General features: G+C 60.3%; 16 protein-coding genes. 5 read left to right on the plus strand and 11 right to left on the minus strand.

Features of this window, described 5'->3' with window-relative positions:
• Positions 1-179: 179 nt before the first annotated feature.
• The 3 genes from ACZ89E_RS25540 to ACZ89E_RS25550 all read left to right on the plus strand — a co-directional run bounded on the left by ACZ89E_RS25540 (position 180) and on the right by ACZ89E_RS25550 (position 5,385).
• Positions 180-1,466: a GGDEF domain-containing protein gene (locus tag ACZ89E_RS25540; protein ID WP_149659594.1), complete on the plus strand. Its 1,287-nt coding sequence runs from the start codon at positions 180-182 to the stop codon at positions 1,464-1,466.
• A 90-nt stretch (positions 1,467-1,556) separates the two neighbouring features.
• Entirely contained in the window at positions 1,557-3,353 is a 1,797-nt protein-coding gene (locus ACZ89E_RS25545; RefSeq protein ID WP_476256681.1) for an acyl-CoA dehydrogenase C-terminal domain-containing protein, read from the plus strand.
• A gap of 253 nt (positions 3,354-3,606) precedes the next feature.
• The gene (locus tag ACZ89E_RS25550; protein WP_476256682.1) at positions 3,607-5,385 is read left to right on the plus strand and encodes an acyl-CoA dehydrogenase C-terminal domain-containing protein; all 1,779 of its coding nucleotides are present in this window, start codon (positions 3,607-3,609) and stop codon (positions 5,383-5,385) included.
• Between the two features lie 227 nt (positions 5,386-5,612).
• Here ACZ89E_RS25550 and ACZ89E_RS25555 read toward each other — a convergent pair whose 3' ends face one another.
• Entirely contained in the window at positions 5,613-6,533 is a 921-nt protein-coding gene (locus ACZ89E_RS25555) for a LysR family transcriptional regulator (RefSeq protein ID WP_463258663.1), read from the minus strand.
• 169 nt (positions 6,534-6,702) lie between these two features.
• Between ACZ89E_RS25555 and ACZ89E_RS25560 the strand changes: the two genes are divergently transcribed.
• The gene (locus ACZ89E_RS25560) at positions 6,703-7,986 is read left to right on the plus strand and encodes an aspartate aminotransferase family protein (protein ID WP_149659590.1); all 1,284 of its coding nucleotides are present in this window, start codon (positions 6,703-6,705) and stop codon (positions 7,984-7,986) included.
• Between the two features lie 197 nt (positions 7,987-8,183).
• Positions 8,184-8,342, plus strand: coding sequence for a YqaE/Pmp3 family membrane protein (locus ACZ89E_RS25565; RefSeq protein ID WP_007904205.1), 159 nt, complete (start codon positions 8,184-8,186; stop codon positions 8,340-8,342).
• A 71-nt stretch (positions 8,343-8,413) separates the two neighbouring features.
• Here the strand turns inward: ACZ89E_RS25565 and ACZ89E_RS25570 are convergent, their stop codons facing one another.
• The 10 genes from ACZ89E_RS25570 to ACZ89E_RS25615 all read right to left on the minus strand — a co-directional run bounded on the left by ACZ89E_RS25570 (position 8,414) and on the right by ACZ89E_RS25615 (position 19,359).
• Entirely contained in the window at positions 8,414-10,237 is a 1,824-nt protein-coding gene (locus ACZ89E_RS25570; protein WP_476256683.1) for a S9 family peptidase, read from the minus strand.
• Positions 10,203-11,345: a pyrroloquinoline quinone biosynthesis protein PqqE gene (gene pqqE / locus ACZ89E_RS25575; protein WP_178129146.1), complete on the minus strand. Its 1,143-nt coding sequence runs from the start codon at positions 11,343-11,345 to the stop codon at positions 10,203-10,205. The genes ACZ89E_RS25570 and pqqE overlap by 35 nt, the downstream gene beginning before the upstream one ends.
• 4 nt (positions 11,346-11,349) lie before the next feature.
• Positions 11,350-11,625 (minus strand): pyrroloquinoline quinone biosynthesis peptide chaperone PqqD, encoded by a 276-nt coding sequence (gene pqqD, locus ACZ89E_RS25580; RefSeq protein WP_149659587.1) that lies wholly within the window; start codon positions 11,623-11,625, stop codon positions 11,350-11,352.
• Positions 11,622-12,374, minus strand: a complete 753-nt coding sequence (pqqC, locus tag ACZ89E_RS25585) for a pyrroloquinoline-quinone synthase PqqC (RefSeq protein ID WP_123410558.1) — start codon at positions 12,372-12,374, stop codon at positions 11,622-11,624. Before pqqC ends, pqqD begins: the two co-directional genes overlap by 4 nt.
• A 129-nt stretch (positions 12,375-12,503) precedes the next feature.
• On the minus strand, positions 12,504-13,415 hold the full coding sequence (gene pqqB, locus ACZ89E_RS25590) for a pyrroloquinoline quinone biosynthesis protein PqqB (protein WP_149659586.1): 912 nt from the start codon (positions 13,413-13,415) through the stop codon (positions 12,504-12,506).
• A gap of 72 nt (positions 13,416-13,487) precedes the next feature.
• The gene (pqqA, locus tag ACZ89E_RS25595; protein ID WP_009045898.1) at positions 13,488-13,562 is read right to left on the minus strand and encodes a pyrroloquinoline quinone precursor peptide PqqA; all 75 of its coding nucleotides are present in this window, start codon (positions 13,560-13,562) and stop codon (positions 13,488-13,490) included.
• 157 nt (positions 13,563-13,719) lie between these two features.
• Positions 13,720-16,137, minus strand: a complete 2,418-nt coding sequence (gene pqqF / locus ACZ89E_RS25600; RefSeq protein ID WP_476256684.1) for a pyrroloquinoline quinone biosynthesis protein PqqF — start codon at positions 16,135-16,137, stop codon at positions 13,720-13,722.
• Positions 16,138-16,185: 48 nt separating this feature from the next.
• Positions 16,186-16,980 carry a carbon-nitrogen hydrolase family protein gene (locus ACZ89E_RS25605; protein WP_149659584.1) on the minus strand — a complete coding sequence of 265 codons (795 nt, stop codon included), beginning with the start codon at positions 16,978-16,980 and terminating at the stop codon, positions 16,186-16,188.
• A gap of 12 nt (positions 16,981-16,992) precedes the next feature.
• Positions 16,993-18,675, minus strand: a complete 1,683-nt coding sequence (locus tag ACZ89E_RS25610) for a flavin monoamine oxidase family protein (RefSeq protein ID WP_149659583.1) — start codon at positions 18,673-18,675, stop codon at positions 16,993-16,995.
• A gap of 222 nt (positions 18,676-18,897) precedes the next feature.
• Entirely contained in the window at positions 18,898-19,359 is a 462-nt protein-coding gene (locus ACZ89E_RS25615) for an Lrp/AsnC family transcriptional regulator (RefSeq protein WP_007980298.1), read from the minus strand.
• Positions 19,360-19,389 lie beyond the last annotated feature (30 nt).

The raw sequence follows: 19,389 nt of genomic DNA on the forward strand, positions 1-19,389 counted from the left end.
GCAAGCTCCCTCTCCACAACATGTGTGTTGCATTAAAAAACCTCGGCAATTGACTCAGATACTCGGCATTTCTGCCGTTAAAGAGACGTTCACGTGACCTGCATCACATTTCGTGTGCTTAATCGTGCGCATTGCAGGCACAATGCCATCAATTGCTATGCCGGGTCGGAGCTTTACCCTTGCCGCGTTCTTCCGCTGTACGTTTCAGTCATTTCTTGCCCTCACTACTGCTATTGCTCGCTGGGCTTTCGGCTGCGTACATCAAGGATCTCAACGTCTTCTTCACGTCGCTGTTCAACGTACTGCCCACCCTGGTGCTGCTGCTCGGCGGCGCGTACTGCGCGGTTTACCGACGCCAGCGTGAACTGTTCCTGATGGTCACGGTGTACATCGCCTATTTCCTGCTCGACACCCAGACCGATTATTACCGCGACAACGGCAAGGTTCGCGAAGACGCGGCGGTGGTGTTCCATCTCTGTTGTTTGCTGCTGCCCTTGCTGTTCGGCCTGTTCGCGGCGTGGCAAGAGCGTACTCACCTGTTCCAGGACATGGTGGCGCGCTTCGCCGTGTTGCTGGCGTTCGGCAGCGTGGCACTGGGCATTGAGCAAAGTTACCCACAGGCGTTGTTGATGTGGCTGTCGGAGATTCGCTGGCCTGCCTTGCATGGCGCCTGGATGAGCCTGATCCAGTTGTCCTACCCGGTCTTCATCGCCTCGTTCCTGCTCCTGGCCTGGCAATACTGGCGCAACCCGCGACCTCTGCACGCCGCGCAGTTGGTGGGATTGTTGGGACTGTTCTGGATGTTGCCGAAAACCTTCATCCTGCCGTTCACCCTGAACATCATGTGCAGCCAGGTGATGCTGATGATTGCCGCGGCTGTGGCCCACGAAGCCTATCAAATGGCCTTCCGCGACGAACTCACCGGCCTGCCGGGGCGCCGCGCGTTGAACGAACGCATGCAGCGCCTGGGGCGCAATTACGTGCTTGCGATGAGCGACGTCGATCACTTCAAGAAATTCAACGACACCCACGGCCACGATGTCGGCGATCAGGTGCTGCGACTGGTCGCGAGCAAGCTGTCGAAAATCAGCGGCGGCGGTAGGGCGTATCGCTACGGTGGCGAGGAATTTGCCCTGGTGTTTGCGGGCAAGACGCTGGAAGAGTGTATGCCGCATCTGGAAGTCATTCGCGAGTCGATTGCGTCCTACAACATTCAACTGCGCAATCCGGATCGTCCCCAGGACGACCAGCAAGGTCGCCAGCGCCGGGCAGGCTCCGGCGCTTCGAGTGTGTCGGTGACGGTCAGCATCGGTGTCGCCGAGCGCCTGGAGCAGCGCACCCCCGAACAAGTGCTCAAGTCCGCTGACGAGGCGCTCTACAGCGCCAAGGGCGCCGGGCGCAACTGCGTGGTGGCGTTCGGTCAAAGCCGCCGTGGCGCGGTGCGCATGGACGCCGCTGCGGGTTGAGTGATGACGGCGCATTCAGCGTCTGGACTGTGATTGTGAGGCATGGTGCGCGGCAGTAGGTTTGAAGAATCTGCCGCCGGAGAAACGACCATGCCCGAGTACAAAGCTCCCCTGCGCGACATGCGCTTCCTGATCGACCACGTCTTCGACTTTCACAGCAACTACGCCGCGCTGGGCGCTACCGATGCCAGCCCGGACATGGTCAACGCGATCCTCGAAGAAGGCGCGAAATTCTGTGAGAACGTTCTGGCACCGCTTAATCGCAGCGGTGACGAAGAAGGCTGCCATTTCGACAACGGCGTGGTGACAACGCCTACAGGCTTCAAGCAAGCCTTCGCACAATATGTCGAGGCGGGCTGGCACGGCCTGGCGGCTGATCCGGTTTACGGCGGTCAAGGCTTGCCTAGCTCACTGGGCCTGGTCATCAGTGAGATGGTTGCCTCCAGCAACACTTCCTGGGGCATGTACCCCGGCCTGACCCACGGCGCGATGTCGGCGATCCACGCCCATGGCACCGAGGAACAAAAACACACCTACCTGAGCAAACTCACCGCCGGCCAGTGGACCGGCACCATGTGCCTGACCGAAGCCCATTGCGGCACCGACCTGGGCATCATCAAGACCCGCGCGGTGCCCCAAGCCGACGGCAGTTATGCGATCTCCGGCAGCAAGATCTTCATCTCGGCCGGCGAACACGACATGAGCGACAACATCATTCATTTGGTGTTGGCCAAGTTGCCGGACGCGCCGGCCGGGACCAAGGGCATTTCGCTGTTTATCGTGCCCAAATTCCTACCCGATGCTGACGGCGAAGCGGGCGAGCGCAACGGCGTTTCCTGCGGCTCCATCGAACACAAAATGGGCATCAAGGCTTCGGCCACCTGCGTGCTCAATTTCGACGACGCCAAGGGCTATTTGATTGGTGAAGCGAACAAGGGCCTGAACTGCATGTTCACCATGATGAACCATGCGCGCCTGGGCACTGGCATGCAGGGTTTGTGTCTGGGTGAAGCGAGCTTCCAGGGTGCGATCAAATACGCCAACGACCGCCTGCAAATGCGTTCGCTGACCGGCCCGAAAGCCCCGGAAAAAGTCGCTGACCCGATCATCGTGCACCCGGACGTACGACGGATGTTGCTGACGATGAAGGCCTTCAACGAAGGCAACCGGGCGCTGACCTATTTCACCGCACAGTTGCTGGATATCGCCCACCTGAGTGCGGACGCCACGGCGCGCCAGGAGGCCGAGGACTTGCTGGCGTTCCTGACGCCGATCTGCAAAGCCTTCATGACCGACACCGGCCTGGAAGTGACCAACCACGGCATGCAGGTGTTTGGCGGCCACGGTTTTATCCGCGAGTGGGGCATGGAGCAGCTGGTGCGCGACTGCCGGATTGCGCCGATCTACGAGGGCACCAACGGCATTCAGGCACTGGACCTGCTGGGGCGCAAAGTCCTCGGCAGCCAGGGCAAGCTGCTGCGCGGTTTCACTAAAATCGTCCACAAGTTCTGCGCGGCCAACGCCGAGCATCCGCAGTTGGGTAGCTTCGTGGCGCAGCTCAACGAGTTGAATCAGCAGTGGGGCGAGGTGACGACGAAGATCGGCATGGCTGCGATGAAGAATGCGGATGAAGTCGGCGCGGCGTCGGTGGATTACTTGATGTACAGCGGTTACATCATCCTCGGCTATCTGTGGCTGCGTATGGCGCTGGTGGCTCAAGCGCAGTTGGACGCGGGCAGCGGTGATGCGGATTATTTGCGCGGCAAACTGGCGACCTGCGAGTTCTATTTCAAGCGATTGCTGCCACGTACTGCTGCACATCGGGCGGCGATCGAGGCGGGGAGTGATTGCCTGATGAAGTTGCCGGCGGAGTTGTTTGCGCTGTAGTCGTTTTTTAAGAGCTTCGCGGGCAAGCCTCGCTCCTACAGATCCTCGCCGTGCGCAGACTTCGCGAACGATAGAGAACCTGTAGGAGCGAGGCTTGCCCGCGAATGCGTTTTGTCAGATACACGCTGATGACTAAACATTACAAATCAGTCATGAGCTGACCCTATGTGTCGTAAAAGTTGTTGGGTTACACTCGAACCCAACGAAAGCACAATTCCTACGAATCACCCGTTTAGATCCTGCGAGGTTTGCCATGGCTGACTACAAAGCGCCCCTGCGCGATATGCGCTTCGTCCTCAATGAAGTTTTCGAGGTCGCCAAACTCTGGGCCGAGCTGCCGGCGCTGGCGGATACCGTCGATGCCGAAACCGTCGAAGCCATTCTCGAAGAAGCCGGCAAGGTCACCAGCAAAAGCATCGCGCCCCTGAGCCGTGCGGCTGACGAAGAAGGTTGCCATTGGGCGGACGGTGCCGTCACCACGCCGGCAGGTTTCCCACAGGCTTATCAGACTTACGCTGAAGGCGGTTGGGTCGGTGTTGGTGGCGATCCGGCCTACGGCGGCATGGGCATGCCCAAGGCTGTGTCGGCCCAGGTCGAAGAGATGGTCAACTCCTCCAGCCTGTCGTTCGGTCTGTACCCGATGCTGACCGCTGGCGCCTGCCTGTCGATCAACGCCCACGCCAGCGACGAGCTGAAAGCCGCGTACCTGCCGAACATGTACGCCGGCGTCTGGGCCGGCTCCATGTGCCTGACCGAGCCGCACGCCGGTACAGACCTGGGGATCATTCGCACCAAGGCCGAACCTCAGGCCGACGGTTCCTACAAAGTCAGCGGCACCAAGATTTTCATCACGGGTGGCGAACACGACCTCACCGAAAACATCATCCACTTGGTGCTGGCCAAACTGCCGGACGCACCGGCCGGTCCGAAGGGCATCTCGCTGTTCCTGGTGCCGAAGTTCATGGTCAATGCCGACGGCAGCCTGGGCGCGCGTAACCCGGCGAACTGCGGTTCGATCGAACACAAAATGGGCATCCAGGCGTCCGCGACCTGCGTGATGAACTTCGACGAAGCCGTGGGTTACCTGGTCGGCGAGCCGAACAAAGGCCTGGCGGCGATGTTCACCATGATGAACTACGAACGTCTGGGCGTCGGTATCCAGGGATTGGCCACCGGCGAACGCTCGTATCAGAACGCCATCGAATACGCCCGCGATCGCCTGCAAAGCCGTTCGCCGACCGGCGCGCAAAACAAAGACAAAGTCGCTGACCCGATCATCGTCCACCCGGACGTGCGTCGCATGCTGCTGACCATGAAAGCCTCGAACGAAGGCGGCCGTGCCTTCTCGACGTACGTGGCGATGCAGTTGGACACCGCCAAGTTCAGCGAAGACGCGACCACCCGCAAGCGTGCGGAAGATCTGGTTGCTCTGCTGACGCCAGTGGCCAAGGCCTTCCTGACCGATCTGGGTCTGGAAACCACCGTGCATGGCCAGCAAGTGTTCGGCGGCCACGGTTACATCCGTGAATGGGGCCAGGAACAACTGGTTCGCGACGTACGTATCACCCAGATCTACGAAGGCACCAACGGTATTCAGGCGCTGGACCTTGTAGGACGCAAGATCGTTGGCAGCGGCGGGGCGTTCTACAACCTGTTCGCCGACGAGATTCGTCACTTCACCGCGACCGCCAGCGCTGATCTGGCGGAGTTCACCAAGCCGTTGAACGACGCGGTGACTACCCTCGATGAGCTGACTTCGTGGCTGCTGGACCGGGCGAAAAACAACCCGAATGAAATCGGCGCGGCGTCGGTCGAGTATCTGCAAGTATTTGGATACGTTGCCTATGCCTACATGTGGGCATTGATGGCCAAGGCGGCCTTCGGCAAAGAGGCGCAAGACGATTTCTACGCGAGCAAACTTGGCACCGCGCGGTTCTATTTCGCCCGTCTGCTGCCGCGGATTCACTCGTTGAGCGCGTCGGTGAAGGCCGGTAGCGAATCGTTGTTCCTGCTGGACGCCTCGCAGTTCTGACGATGTAACGTCATGTAAGCATTCTCTTACATGACGTGCTGCTGTTTTCCCATATGCGCCGATTGGATCCAGAGCTAATCTACTTCACATGGACGTCGCGCAGGAAGCGCAAAGCAACAACACGGACACGTAGGATTCTGCCAGGACGGCGGAGTGAAATGGATGTCAGGGAAACAGTCTGCAAAGCCCCGCTTCGGCGGGGTTTTCTTTTACCTGCAGAAAAGTGCTCAGGTCATTGTCACCGGGCCGTTCAAGCGGTCATCGGGCCCATTCAGTACTTCTTCCAGCAATGTCTGCAACAGCGCCAGCGAGGCTTGTTGCCGTTGCACATCTCGACACACCAAGCCGACTTTCAGCGGTACGCGCGGCTCGGTCAGTGGTTTCCACAGCAGTTCATGGTTGCCGAGGGCTTTTTGCGAGCGCCCGGGCAGCACCGTGGCCAGTCGGGTATGGGGCAGGCTGTCGAGAATCCCCGCCATGTTATTCAGCTCGGCTTGCACTTGCGGACGCCGGCCCAGGCTGGCCAATTGCGTCTGCCAGATCTGTCGTAGCTGAAACTCTTCGCCCAACAGCAGCATCGGCAATTCCGCGGCCTGGCTCATGGAAACTTTCTTGAATTCCCGCAGCGGATGATCCGCCGGGATGACAAGGGTCAGTTCATCTTCGTACAGCATCACGCCATGCAGCCCTGGCTGACGCGGCGGCAAATAGCTGATGCCGATGTCCAGGGAACCGTTGAGCAAGCGCCGCTCAATCTCGAGGCCGGTCAGCTCGTAGATCTGCACCACCAGATGCGGCTGCGCCTTGCGCACCCGTTCGAGCATCTGCGGCACCAGGCTGCTGTGCACAGTCTGCAACACGCCAATGGCCAGGGTACGCAGTGCCTGACCCTTGAAATTACCCAAGGCCTCCCGTGCCCGTTGCAGACCATCGAGCAGGGGCAAGGCGTGGTTGTACAACGTGTGCGCCGCCAGAGTCGGCAACAGGCGTTTGCTGCTGCGCTCGAACAGGCTCACATCGAGGTTCTGTTCGAGGTGACGGATCTGTTGCGACAGCGCCGGTTGGGAGATGGACAGTCGCTCCGCCGCCCGGCCTACATGGCCTTCTTCGTAGACCGCGACGAAATAACGCAGTTGTTTGAAATCCATAAGTAATACTTATCGAAAATGCTGTGAAATCGAAATGGCTCAGCGCCGTGCCTGGGCCTAGTCTAACCGCATTCATAAGGCTTACAGGGCCAGAACGAGCAATGAATACCGTTTGCAGCGATGGTGTTTACATAGGAAAGACAAAAAACCTCAAACGGGGCTTTTTGCTATGAATCTGTTTAATTTGCGACGTAACCCACCCAGCCTGGATGACTTGGTTCTGGGCGTTTCATTGCCCTCTCACAGTGACAACCTTTCCAGCGAGTGCCTGATGCCCAGCGTCGAGCGACCACAACAGATTTTTGTCCGGGGCCAGGGCTCGTGGTTGTGGGACAGCGATGATCGCGCTTATCTGGATTTCACTCAGGGCGGCGGCGCCAACAGCTTGGGCCACAGCCCATCCGTGCTGGTCAACGCCATTTCGGATCAGGCCCGGGCACTGATCAACCCCGGTTTCGGCCTGCATAACCGTGGCATGCTCAACCTCGCCGAACGTCTCTGCGCCAGTACCGGCAGCGACCAGGCCTACCTGCTCAACAGTGGCAGTGAAGCTTGCGATGCGGCGATCAAGTTGGCTCGCAAGTGGGGCCAACTGCATCGTGGCGGCGCTTCGCGGATCATCGTCGCCAACAAGGGTTGCCATGGTCGTAGTCTCGGGACGATTTCGGCGTCGGACAGTTCGAACCTGACCAACCGATTCGAGCCGCAGTTGCCCGGTTTCAGTCATGTCCCGTTCAATGACCTGCCAGCGTTGCATGCCGCAGTAGACGCCCGGACTGTGGCGATCATGCTCGAGCCAATTCAGAGTGAGGCCGGGGTGATTCCGGCCGACGAGCATTACCTCAAGGGTGTCGAGCGTTTGTGCCGCGAACTGGGCATCCTGCTGATTCTCGACGAAGTGCAAACCGGGATTGGCCGCTGCGGCACCTTGCTCGCGGAACAATCCTACGGCGTACGAGCGGATATCGTTGTGCTCGGCAAAGGCCTGGGCGGCGGCGTGCCGTTGGCGGCGTTGCTGGCCCGGGGCAAGGCGTGCTGTTTCGACCTCGGTGAAATGACCGGCACCCATCACGGCAATGCGCTGATGACCGCGGCTGGCCTCGCCGTGTTGGGCAGCGTGCAGGACCACGGATTTCTTGATCATGTACGCCAGACCGGTCAACACCTTCGCGAAGGCCTCCGGCGTCTGTCCCATCGCTACGGCCACGGCGAATTGCGCGGGCAAGGCCTGCTTTGGGGGCTGAGCCTGTCCGACGATTCAGCAGACGCGGTAGTCAAAGCGGCACTCCACGAAGGCTTGCTCCTCAACGCTCCACAACCCGATTGCCTGCGCTTCACCCCGGCCCTCACCGTCAGCAAAGCCAACATCGACGAAATGCTGCTGCGCCTGACCCGAGCGTTCTCCCGAGTGCGCACCGCGCAATTGCAGTGCCGCAAAGGGATTGCCGTCTGATCAGAGCCGTCCAACACGAATTCCCGAACCGTCTCGCGGTAATAACGCATCGCCCCATGCCTGATTCTTTTGGTGTGGGGCGTTTTTTTTGTCTCGGCGAAATGTTGGTCTGAAGAACCGCACTGAACCCTGACGAACGGAGCAGGTCGATTGGTTGTGTGGCTCGTACGAGCCAACTTCAAATCAGGAGCTGACCCATGGACTTTATTCGAATCATCATTGCCATTCTGTTGCCGCCCCTGGGTGTGTTTCTGCAAGTCGGTTTCGCCGGGGCGTTCTGGCTGAATATTCTGCTGACGTTGTGCGGGTATATTCCGGGGATCGTGCATGCGGTGTACATCATTGCCAAGCGCTGACATTTTCGGTGTCAGGTAGATAGCGTTCGCGGGCGGCGTTCCGACTTGCCCGCGAAGGGCGCGCCGCGGTTTCAATCGGCCAATTCCATCACCCGCCGATAAAACAACCACTCCTGTTCCAGCGCATGGGCCTGATTCCCCGCCTTGCGAAACCCATGACGCTCATCAGCGTAATAGTGGGCCTCGACCAGAATGCCGTTGTCCTCCAGCGCCGTGACCATGTCGCGGGTCTGCTGTGGCACCACCACGGCATCGAGCTCACCCTGAAAGAAAATCACCGGCACTGCGATGTTGCGCGCATGCAATAGCGGTGTTCGCGCGGCATAACGTTCGGCGTCCTGACGCGGATCGCCAATCAACCAATCCAGATAGTCGCCTTCGAACTTGTGGGTTGCCTTGCCCAGTGCAACCGGATCACTGACGCCATACAGGCTGGCCCCTGCGCGAAAGACCTTGTGAAACGCCAGCGCGCAGAGGGTGGTGTAACCGCCGGCACTGCCGCCACGAATGAAGGCCTTGTCGCCATCGATCAGCCCGCGTTCGGCGAGGTAAGTGACCACGGCACAGGCATCTTCCACATCCACATCGCCCCAACTCAGGTGCAGCGCCTGCCGATAATCCCGGCCATAGCCGCTGCTGCCACGGTAGTTGAGGTCGGCCACGGCGAAGCCGCGTTGCGCCCAATACTGGATGCGCGGGTCGAGCATCGGGTAGCAGGCCGAAGTCGGGCCGCCATGGATGAACACCACCAGCGGCGGTTTTGCAGCGCCGGTCATCGCCGGGTAGAAGAAGCCATGGGCCTCCCCCGAACCGCTCGGGTAGCGCAGGGTTTGCGCACGGCTGATCTGCTCGGCGGGCAAGGGGGCAATGCCGCCGGCGATGACGTTGACTTGCCGGGTGTTGCGGTCGATGGCAAGCACCGCCGAGGAGCTGATGGGCGAGGCGGCGATGCAGTAAATGAACTGTTCATCCAGTGCGAGACTTCGGAAACGGCTGTAGTTCCCGGTGAAATCCTCCGGGGCGTCGCCGCACAGACCCAGTCGGCCAAAGCCGCCTTCGGTCCAGCTCGCCAGATAAGCGTTTTCGCCAAGTGGCAACCAAGTGCTGCCACCGAGCTGCCACGGCGCGGGTCCGTGATCAGCCGCGGCGCTGGCCAGCGGGGTCAGTCCTTCTACGGATTCCATCCATGGCTGCCAGTAGCCGCCGCGATCAGTCAGGCAATACAAGCGGCCCGTGGCATCGAAACGGGGTTGTTGCAGCGACTCTTCAGCACCATCGCCGGCCACACAACGCGGCGGACCAAAGCCCTCGTTCTGGCGTTCGGCAACCATCAACCGGGTCGCGGTCCATGGCTGGTCCGGCCGGCTCCACTCGATCCAGGCCAAACGTTTTGTGTCAGGACTCAGCGTCGGCGCGGCATAAAAATCCGCGCCCTCGGCCAGCAAATGACGCACACCGTCCGCCAGGTCGATGGCCACCAATCGATGCTGATCGTGATGTTCTTCAACCGCCAACACCTGGCCATTGGCAAACTGCAGATCGCCATAACGGCACTCAGCCGACGTCAGCACCTCAGGCGTCTCACCGTTCAACGATTGCCGATACAACTGCTGGTCCGCCTCGTTGACGAAAACAATCCCGTCATCCGTCAGACAAAACGCCCCACCGCCATATTCGTACACCCGACTGCGCACACTAAACCCCAGCGGCGTCAGGCATTGCGCCTGGCCTTCGTGCCAATGCCAGATTCGGCACGCGGCATCCTCGGGCCGGTACTCGTTCCAGAACAAGCCATGGCGGCCGAGTTGCAACTCGGCGAAGTCGATACCGGCCGCGACGGCCCGGATGGCGCTGAAGGGTTCAGCTTTTGGCGATGAGGCGTGAGTTTCGTTCATTGCGAAAGGCCAGTTGTTCGATGGTTTGGGTCGCGTGCTCGGCTTCTTCGCGGGCCTTGAGAATCACGCCGTGATGTTCCGATTTGCTGCACACCGGATCGGCATTGCTGGCATCGCCCGTGAGCATGAACGCTTGGCAACGGCAACCGCCGAAGTCCTTCTCTTTTTCATCGCACGAACGGCAAGGCTCAGGCATCCAGTCGTAACCGCGAAAGCGGTTGAAGCCAAACGAGTCGTACCAGATGTGCTGCATGCTGTGGTCGCGCACGTTGGGAAATTGCACCGGCATCTGTCGGGCACCGTGACAGGGCAGGGCGGTTCCGTCCGGCGTCACTGTCAGAAAAATACTGCCCCAGCCGTTCATGCAGGCTTTCGGGCGTTCTTCGTAGTAGTCCGGGGTGACGAAAATCAGCTTGCACGGATGCCCTTCGGCTTCCAGTTTGGCGCGGTATTCGTTGGTGATGCGTTCGGCGCGGACCAGTTGTTCCTTGGTCGGCAGCAGGCCGACACGATTGAGCTGGGCCCAACCGTAGAACTGGCAGGTGGCGAGCTCGACGAAGTCCGCTTCGAGGGCGATGCACAACTCAATGATGCGGTCGATCTTGTCAATGTTGTGCCGATGGGTCACGAAGTTCAGCACCATCGGATAACCGTGGGCCTTCACCGCACGGGCCATTTCCAGTTTCTGAGCGAAAGCCTTTTTCGAGCCGGCCAGCAGGTTGTTCACCTGTTCGTCGCTGGCCTGGAAACTGATCTGGATATGGTCCAGACCAGCCTTCTTGAAGTCGCGGATTTTCTGCTCGGTAAGGCCGATGCCGGAGGTGATCAGGTTGGTGTAGAAACCCAGCTTGCGCGCCTCGGCGATCAGCTCGGCGAGGTCTTGGCGCACCAGTGGTTCACCGCCGGAGAAACCCAGCTGCGCCGCGCCCATCTCCCGGGCTTCGCGGAACACCTTGATCCACTGCTCGGTGCTCAGCTCTTTGCCCTGCTCGGCGAAATCCAGCGGATTGGAGCAGTACGGGCATTGCAGCGGGCAGCGGTAGGTCAATTCGGCCAGCAGCCACAGCGGCAGGCCGATGTCCGGTTTGGGCGGTAACTTGTCCGACACGGAATCAGGCAAGTTCGATCCAGTGCTCAGCACGGGCGACCTCCATGAATTGCTCGATGTCTTCACCGAGTTCAGGCACGCCGGGGAACTGCGCGTCCAGCTCGGCAATGATCGCCGCCACATCACGCTCGCCGTCGATCAAACCACCGATCAGCGCGGCGCTTTCATTGAGTTTGATCATGCCTTCGGGGTACAGCAGCACGTGGCCTTTTTGCGCGGGTTCGTACTGGTAGCGGTAGCCCTGACGCCAGGTCGGGATCTTGCTGCGATCAAAACTCATAAGGTGATTCCTTTATGCCAGACCCGTTGCTCGGTCACGCTGTGATAAGGCGGGCGATTCAGCTCGTAGGCCATCGTCATGGCATCGAGCATGCTCCAAAGAATGTCCAGTTTGAACTGGAGAATTTCCAGCATGCGCTCCTGGCCTTCCCGCGTCGTGTAGTGCTGCAAGGTGATCGCCAGACCGTGCTCGACGTCACGACGGGCCTGACCCAGGCGAGTGCGGAAATACTCGTAGCCGGCCGGGTCGATCCACGGGTAATGCTGGGGCCAGCTGTCGAGGCGCGATTGGTGGATCTGCGGCGCGAACAGTTCAGTCAGCGAGCTGCTGGCGGCTTCCTGCCAACTGGCACGGCGGGCGAAGTTGACGTAGGCGTCCACGGCGAAACGCACGCCGGGCAGCACCAGTTCCTGGGAGCGCAATTGATCCGGGTCGAGGCCGACGGCTTGACCGAGGCGCAGCCAGGCTTCAATGCCGCCGTCTTCACCGGGGGCGCCGTCGTGGTCGAGCAGGCGCTGAATCCACTCGCGGCGAATCTCGCGGTCCGGGCAGTTGGCGAGGATCGCGGCGTCCTTCAGGGGGATGTTCACCTGATAGTAGAAACGGTTGGCAACCCAGCCCTGGATCTGCTCGCGGGTCGCCCGGCCTTCGTACATCGCCACGTGATACGGGTGGTAGATGTGGTAGTAGGCGCCCTTGGCGCGCAGGGCGGCTTCGAACTCGGTGGGGGACATTGCGGTGTCAGTCATTTCGGTTCTCCGGGTAGGACCGGTGGGTTCTTTGGTGTCGGGTCTGACGTCTTCGCGGGCAAGCCTCGCTCCTACAAGGGATAGCGATCAACCTGTAGGAGCGAGGCTTGCCCGCGAAGGGGCCATTGGCTACAACACAATACCCATCCCGTCATACGCCACTTCAACCCCACGCCGATTCAGCTCCGCCCGCTCCGGCGAATTTTCATCGAGAATGGGGTTGGTGTTGTTGATGTGGATAAGCACTTTGCGCTGCTCGGGCAATTGTTCCAGCACTTCCAGCATGCCGCCGGGGCCGTTCTGCGCCAAATGACCCATTTCCCGACCCGTGCGGGTGCCAACGCCACGACGCTGCATTTCATCGTCATCCCACATCGTGCCGTCTACCAGCAGGCAATCGCTGCCGGCCATGATTTCCAGCAAAGGTGCGTCGACCTTGCCCAGGCCGGGCGCATAGAACAGCTTGCCACCGGTGCTGAGGTCTTCGACGATCAGGCCGATGTTGTCGCCCGGGTGCGGGTCGAAGCGGTGCGGTGAGTAAGGCGGGGCGGCGCTGCGCAGGGGCAGCGGGGTGAACCGCAGGTTCGGGCAGGCCGGTACTGTGAAACTCTGGTCGAGTTCGATGCGGTTCCAGTTCAGCCCGCCGTTCCAGTGGGTCAGCATGGTGAACAGCGGAAAACCGGTGCTCAGGTCTTCGTGGACCATGTCCGTGCACCAGACCTGATGCGGGCAACCTTCGCGCAGGCTGAGCAGGCCGGTGGTGTGGTCGATCTGGCTGTCCATCAGGATGATCGCGCTGATCCCGGTGTCGCGCAGGGCCCGGCCCGGTTGCATCGGGCTGAAGCCCTGGAGTTGGGCGCGGATGTCCGGCGAGGCGTTGCACAGCACCCAGTTCACGCCGTCATCGGAAATCGCGATGGACGACTGGGTCCGCGCCTTGGCGTTCAGGCTGCCGTCGCGAAAACCGGCGCAGTTCACGCAGTTGCAATTCCACTGCGGGAAACCGCCGCCGGCAGCGGAACCTAGAATCTGGACAAACATGGGCGCTCCATCATTTCAACGCTGAAAATAAAAACGCCTCGGCAGACCGAGGCGTTGCACAACGATACAAACTTAGCGGCTTGCGAAGTACATGGTGACTTCAAAGCCGATACGCAGGTCGGTGTAAGCAGGTTTGGACCAGGACATGGGAGTGCTCCTTTCAGGTGGTAGGGACAGTTGAGACCTATACATATAGTCCACCTCCAGTCGGAGATGTTCAGATAGTTAGGTGGCTATGTTACTCAAAATTACCGAGCGCTTGCCCGTGAAACTTTGAGAAAGCTAATTGCGGCGTTCGTAATGATCATTTTGCCGCTTGCCAGGGTGCGCCAGGGCAAGCGGTGTTGGCCAGGCAGCGCCAACCGCCTTCGGCGTTGTTCAGGCGTCGGGCGGCGGCGAGCAGTGCTTGTCGGTCGATCTTTAAAATTGCTTCAGGAAGTTGCGTCAGGTAATCCGACGAGTGGCCTGCAAGCTTGGCCTGCCACAGCCATTCGGCGGCCTGGAGGGTGGGCAACGTGGTGTTGTCGAATTGATCGGCGAGGGCTTGGCGTTGGGCGAGGTAAGTGGATGCCTCGATGCCGTCGGCCAGTCCGTTCAGGAAGTGTTCGATGTGTTTCAGCAATTCGGCAGTAGCGACATTGGGTGATTGCACACCCAACAGCAGCCCGGTCTGGCCGTTTATCTGGCGTAGACCGCTGAACACGGCGTAACCCAGTTGAAGCTCGACCCGCAGGCGTTGGTAGAACGGCGTCTGGCACAGGTGCGCCAGCAGGCGCCAAGCGGCCTCGTCAGAGATTTCCTGGGTGGCTGTCGGACAGAACAGCAGCAGCGCGTGTTCGCTTGAATCGGTGCCGACGGTGTGCCACAGGTGCTGCGAGTTGATCGAGGGCGGTGGTGTCAGTTGAGTGTCCGCAACACCCGGGATACGACTCAGGGCAACGCCCATGGCGGCTTGGGTCTGGGCGGACAGGCCTACGGCGAGACCATCCCAACGGGCGCTCAACCAGAGTTGTTGCAGATCGGCTGAGACGGTGGCGTGTTCAAGGCAATGTTCGGGCAAGGCTTTGAGCAGTTGCCGGATCGGCATCAACCCAAGGTTTGTCGTTTCGGCTTGTGGGAAATCGGCATTCGTTTTTGTCAGAACCGTTAGCGCGTGCTCCAGGACGATTGGCATCGGCTCCTGCAGACCGGTCATTTTTAGCAGCCATTCGTTGCCCGTGGCACTGAAGGAAAAATCGACACCGGCCTGGCGGGCGTCTTCGCGCAAGGGTTGCAGGCTGTGTTCCAGGCCTGACTGAAGGCCGCTCTCAGGCTTCGACTCCAGCCGCCAGCGCACGTAAATCGCACCTTCATCAGTGTTCCCCGGTAACGCTTGGCTGAACTGCATCGGCGAGCGTTCACGACGACCACGGGACCGATCCTGGGCAAAGGTGCGCAAACCACGGTGGGCGCTGGTCTGGCCACGGATCAGTCCGGCATTGGCGAGCGGTTCTTCAGCGCGCAAAAACGGGTTAGGCGCCGGCAGTTGCCATTGGCCGGTGAAGTTATCCACAGCTCCGATTTGTTTCAGGATGTCCTTGAGGGCGGCCACGCCCTGTTCGGACAGCCGGGGTTCGAGTTGTTCACTGTCCCGTTGGGCCCGTTGCAGGGCGCTGCTGACCTGCTGTTGGCGTAGTTGCAGGGCCGCGTATTCGTCGCGCAGCCCGTTCCAGTCTTGTTGGGCGGTGAAGAACCCGAGCCAATCCATCAGTTGTTCACGGATTCCTGTTGTCTGGGTGGGCAGCTTGAATTCGATATGCAGCACGGCTTGCCCGGCGAACTGGTAAAGCGGGGTGGCTTTCAGGCTGTTGGCGCATCCGTTGTCTTGCAGCTTGGCCAGCAGCCCACCGGGTTTCGCGGCGTTCAGCCAATGGCACAGGAACTCCAGCGCTTGGGCTGACGAGCCGGGAAGCGCTTCGAAGGTAAACAGCAGATCCAGCCGACGTTCGCCGGCCTGTTGATAACTTTTGTCGGAAGCGTCCATCAGTGGAAGCGGCGATTGCTGTAGAGCTTTTTCACCCAGGGTCATGACGGCGCCGAACGCTTCGGCCATCGCTCTCAACTCATCAAGACTTTGCGGCCCTGCCAGACTCAACGTCATCTGCCCGGTCTGATAGAACCGCTGATAAAAGTCTTTCAACGCCTGCTGAAACTCAGGCTGCGGCACCGGCAGGCTATCTCGGTTGCCCGCATGAAACGCCCGCAATGGGTGCGCCCCGGATAGCCCATCAAACAAGGCCAGTTGCTGTTGCGCGGCAGCGTCCTGGGACCAGGCCACAAATTCCGCCTGCAACACCTCCCGTTCCCGCAACTGATCGTCCAGATTCATACACGGGTGAGCGAGCATGTCTGACAGACGCTCCAGCCCACCGCCAAATGCCTGAGGCGGCAACTCAAAAAAGAAGTCCGTGGTGCGTTCACTGGTGCGCGCATTCACCTGCCCGCCATGCCCCTGGACGTAGGCCATCAGCCCTTCGCCGGTAGGAAAGCGCTCGGTGCCGAGAAACAGCAAATGCTCAAGAAAGTGCGCCAGTCCGGGCCAGGCCAATGGCACGTCATGACTGCCGGCCGCGACCCGCAACGCCGCAGCGCTGCGCTTCAAATCCGGGGCATGGCGCAGCGTCACCCGCAGGCCGTTGGCCAGGGTTTCAGTGTGAGGGCGGGGGGGATTCAACGCAGGCATGAGCACTTCCAGAGCAGAGAAGCGCTAATGCTAGCGGATAACGGTAACTCAGCGCTTGTTCAGCTCGCCATACAGCTCCGGACGGCGATCAATGAGGTAGCGATTGGCGGCGCGGGAATCGACCATCAACTGCCGATCCAGCTCACCGACAATCAACGCTTCATCCAGACCGGCCTGGGCGATACGGCTGCCATCCGGCGCGGCGATGCTGCTTTGGCCGCAGTACTGGATATCGCCTTCGTGGCCGCAATAGTTGGCGTAAGCCACATAACATTGGTTTTCGAAGGCCCGGGCGCGAACGGTGATGTCGGCGACAAAGTCGAAGGGAATCATGTTCGCCGTCGGCACCAGGATCAGCTCGGCACCGGCCAGGGCCAGGCGCCGGGCGTTTTCCGGGAATTCCATGTCGTAGCAGATCAGGAATCCAAGCTTCCAGCCGTTGAGCTCAACAATCGGGAAATCATCCCCGCCGGCACTGAACATCGAGTGATCGAGGTCGCCGAACAGATGAGTCTTGCGGTAGTTGCACAGGCGTTCGCCATGAGCGTCGATCAGTTGCACCGAGTTGTAAATCTGGCCGTCTTCGGTGCGCTCGGGGTAGCCATAAAGAATGGCAATCCCGGCCGTCTTGGCGATGCGCGCAATCTGCTGCGCCGATTCACCGTTGTGCACCTCGGCGAGGACGCTGACCGCATCGACGCCGATGTTGTAGCCGGTCAGGAACATCTCCGGCAGCACCAGCACATCGGCGCCTTTGGCCTCCAGCGCCAATTGATGCAGACGTTGCAAATTGCCGGCGACGTCCAGGGGCAGTGGTGGACATTGGTAAAGGGCTACGCGCATTTCGGATTCCTCTTACTCGGGCAGGGCGATCGGACCGATCTCGTTGAACACATCTCCTGGACCCGGGTTCTCGGCGTGAGTTTCACCGCCGAAGTGTTTCATGATGCCCCACACCGCGTTGAGCGAGGTCTGCACCGCGCCTTCGACCCAGGCTGGCGTCCACGAAACATCGTCGCCGGCGATGAAAATCCCGCGTTGCTCGGCCGGCATGTCGTCCTGCATGAAGTGCGCGTACATGCGCTGGTTGTAGCGATAGTGGCCGGGCAGGGCGCCTTTGAAAGCGCCGAGGAAGTGCGGGTCGGATTCCCACGACACAGTGATCGGATCGCCAATGATGCGCGCGGCGATGTCGACTTTCGGGTAGATCTTCTTCAACGCATCCAGCGCCAGCTTCACGCGTTTTTCCACCGGGTGCGGCAGCATTTTCAGCGCGTCGCTCATCCATGAGTACGACAGGCAAATCACCCCCGGCTTGTCGTCGCCGTTATCGAACAGGTAAGTGCCACGGGTCAGGCGATCGGTGAGGGTCATGCTCATCAGGTCGCGGCCGGTTTCCGGATCCTTGTCCTTCCAGAACGGGCGGTCGACCATCACGAAGGTCTTCGACGATTGCATGTAGCGAGTGCGGTCGAGGGCCATCCACATCTTTTGCGAGAACAGGGTTTCATCGCATTCGATCTGGGTGGTCAGCAGCCAGCTCTGGCAGGTGGTCAGGACGGCAGCGTATTCGCGGCTATCGCCATAGTTGTCGGTGACGGTGAAACGGCCGTTCGGCGCGTGAGCGATTTTCTTCACCCCGGAACGCGGGGCGCCACGGTGCAACGAACTGAGACTGGTGCCTGCCGGCCAATGCACGCAGCGCTCCGGCACATGACGCCAGATGCCCAGCGGCACTTGCTCGACGCCGCCGACCACCAGGTGTTGGTGATCGTCGCAGTTGGTCATCACCACGCGGAAGATTTCCAGCATCGAGTTGGGGAAGTCCGAGTCCCAGCCGCCGGTGCCGAAACCGACCTGGCCGAACACTTCGCGGTGATGGAATGACAGCTTGGCGAAGGCTTTGGAGGTGGCGACGAAATCGTAGAAGGTGCGGTCGTCCCACAGCGGCACCAGGGTGTTCCACAGTTCTTTGAGGCGCGGTACATCGCGGTCGCGGATCGCTTGCTGGATCTCTTTGAAGCGCGAGCCGTCTTCCAGCGCATCGGCCCAGGCGTCAGCCACTTCCTGGAACAGTGCAGGAAGATCCGACAGCTTCTGTGCGTAATGGGTCTGGCCTTCCAGGTCGATCACCGTGCTGCCCGACGCCGGTGTCAGCGGGTTCGGGAACGGTTTGGTCTCCAGGCCGAGTTTGTCGACGTAGTGATAAAACGCAGTGGACGACACCGGGAAGCGCATGCCGCCGAGCTCGGCGACGATGCCTTCGGCGCCATTGAACGCCTGGGAGCGCAAACGGCCGCCCATCTTCGAGGCTTCATAGACGACAGGTTTGAGGCCCAGTTTCATCAACTCGTAGGCCGCCACCAGACCGGCAATCCCGCCACCGACGATTGCCACTTCGGCACCGTGGTTGTGCTCGGGAATACTGCCCAGGCCGGCCGGGTGCTCGATCCAGTCGTCGAAGGCGAACGGAAAATCCGGGCCGAAAATGGTGACTGGTTTTTTACCGTCTGCAGGATGGCGATTATTCTTGTTCATGGCTGACCTTGCTGGCGACCCGACGCGGGATGCGCGTCTGAGTATAGGAAAAGATGGCAGCCATTCTAGAGAGCGTAGAACACGTTAATAAGACGCAATGTGTCGTCGTTTTGCCATCTTATAGATCAATATGACGATCTATCGCTACACATCGACCCTGTAGGAGCAAGGCTTGCCCGCGAAGGGGCCCTCAAAGACACTACAAAACAACCAGTCCAAAACTCAAACCGGCTGCCCCCGATCAATCTTGCTGCTCAAGATGATTGAAGTGGTCGTCTTCTCCACCCCATCCACGCTGCCAATCTGGTCCAGCAACTGATCCAGCTGCTCCGGCGAATCCGTACGCAACCACGCCACGTAATCAAATTCACCACTCACCGCGCACAGCTGCTGCACCTGAGCCATCGCACTGAGCCGGCGCAACACTTCCTTGCCGGAGCGCGGCTGCACCGTGATGCCGACATACGCCTGCAACCCGCCATCCACCACCCGCTGACCCAAGCGCACGCCATAACCGGTGATGACCTTGGCCTTCTCCAGTCGCGCCAACCGCGAAGTGACCGTGGTGCGCGCGATGCCCAATTGCCGCGCGAGCATGGCCACGCTTTCACGGGCGTTGATCTGCAAGGCCGCGATCAACTGGCGGTCGATTTCGTCGAGCACGGGTGGGCGGGTGTCAGGCAAAGGTCGTCTCCAGCAACATAAATTGGTGGG

This window comes from Pseudomonas sp. TE3899 (assembly GCF_056279105.1).

Bases quoted from the DNA above. Each gene is read 5' to 3' on its own strand.
- ACZ89E_RS25545 (WP_476256681.1), top strand. From the start codon at position 1,557: ATGCCCGAGTACAAAGCTCCCCTGCGCGACATGCGCTTCCTGATCGAC.
- ACZ89E_RS25550 (WP_476256682.1), top strand. From the start codon at position 3,607: ATGGCTGACTACAAAGCGCCCCTGCGCGATATGCGCTTCGTCCTCAAT.
- ACZ89E_RS25555 (WP_463258663.1), bottom strand. From the start codon at position 6,533: ATGGATTTCAAACAACTGCGTTATTTCGTCGCGGTCTACGAAGAAGGC.
- ACZ89E_RS25560 (WP_149659590.1), top strand. From the start codon at position 6,703: ATGAATCTGTTTAATTTGCGACGTAACCCACCCAGCCTGGATGACTTG.
- ACZ89E_RS25565 (WP_007904205.1), top strand. From the start codon at position 8,184: ATGGACTTTATTCGAATCATCATTGCCATTCTGTTGCCGCCCCTGGGT.
- ACZ89E_RS25570 (WP_476256683.1), bottom strand. From the start codon at position 10,237: ATGAACGAAACTCACGCCTCATCGCCAAAAGCTGAACCCTTCAGCGCC.
- pqqD (WP_149659587.1), bottom strand. From the start codon at position 11,625: ATGAGTTTTGATCGCAGCAAGATCCCGACCTGGCGTCAGGGCTACCGC.
- pqqC (WP_123410558.1), bottom strand. From the start codon at position 12,374: ATGACTGACACCGCAATGTCCCCCACCGAGTTCGAAGCCGCCCTGCGC.
- pqqB (WP_149659586.1), bottom strand. From the start codon at position 13,415: ATGTTTGTCCAGATTCTAGGTTCCGCTGCCGGCGGCGGTTTCCCGCAG.
- pqqF (WP_476256684.1), bottom strand. From the start codon at position 16,137: ATGCCTGCGTTGAATCCCCCCCGCCCTCACACTGAAACCCTGGCCAAC.
- ACZ89E_RS25605 (WP_149659584.1), bottom strand. From the start codon at position 16,980: ATGCGCGTAGCCCTTTACCAATGTCCACCACTGCCCCTGGACGTCGCC.
- ACZ89E_RS25610 (WP_149659583.1), bottom strand. From the start codon at position 18,675: ATGAACAAGAATAATCGCCATCCTGCAGACGGTAAAAAACCAGTCACC.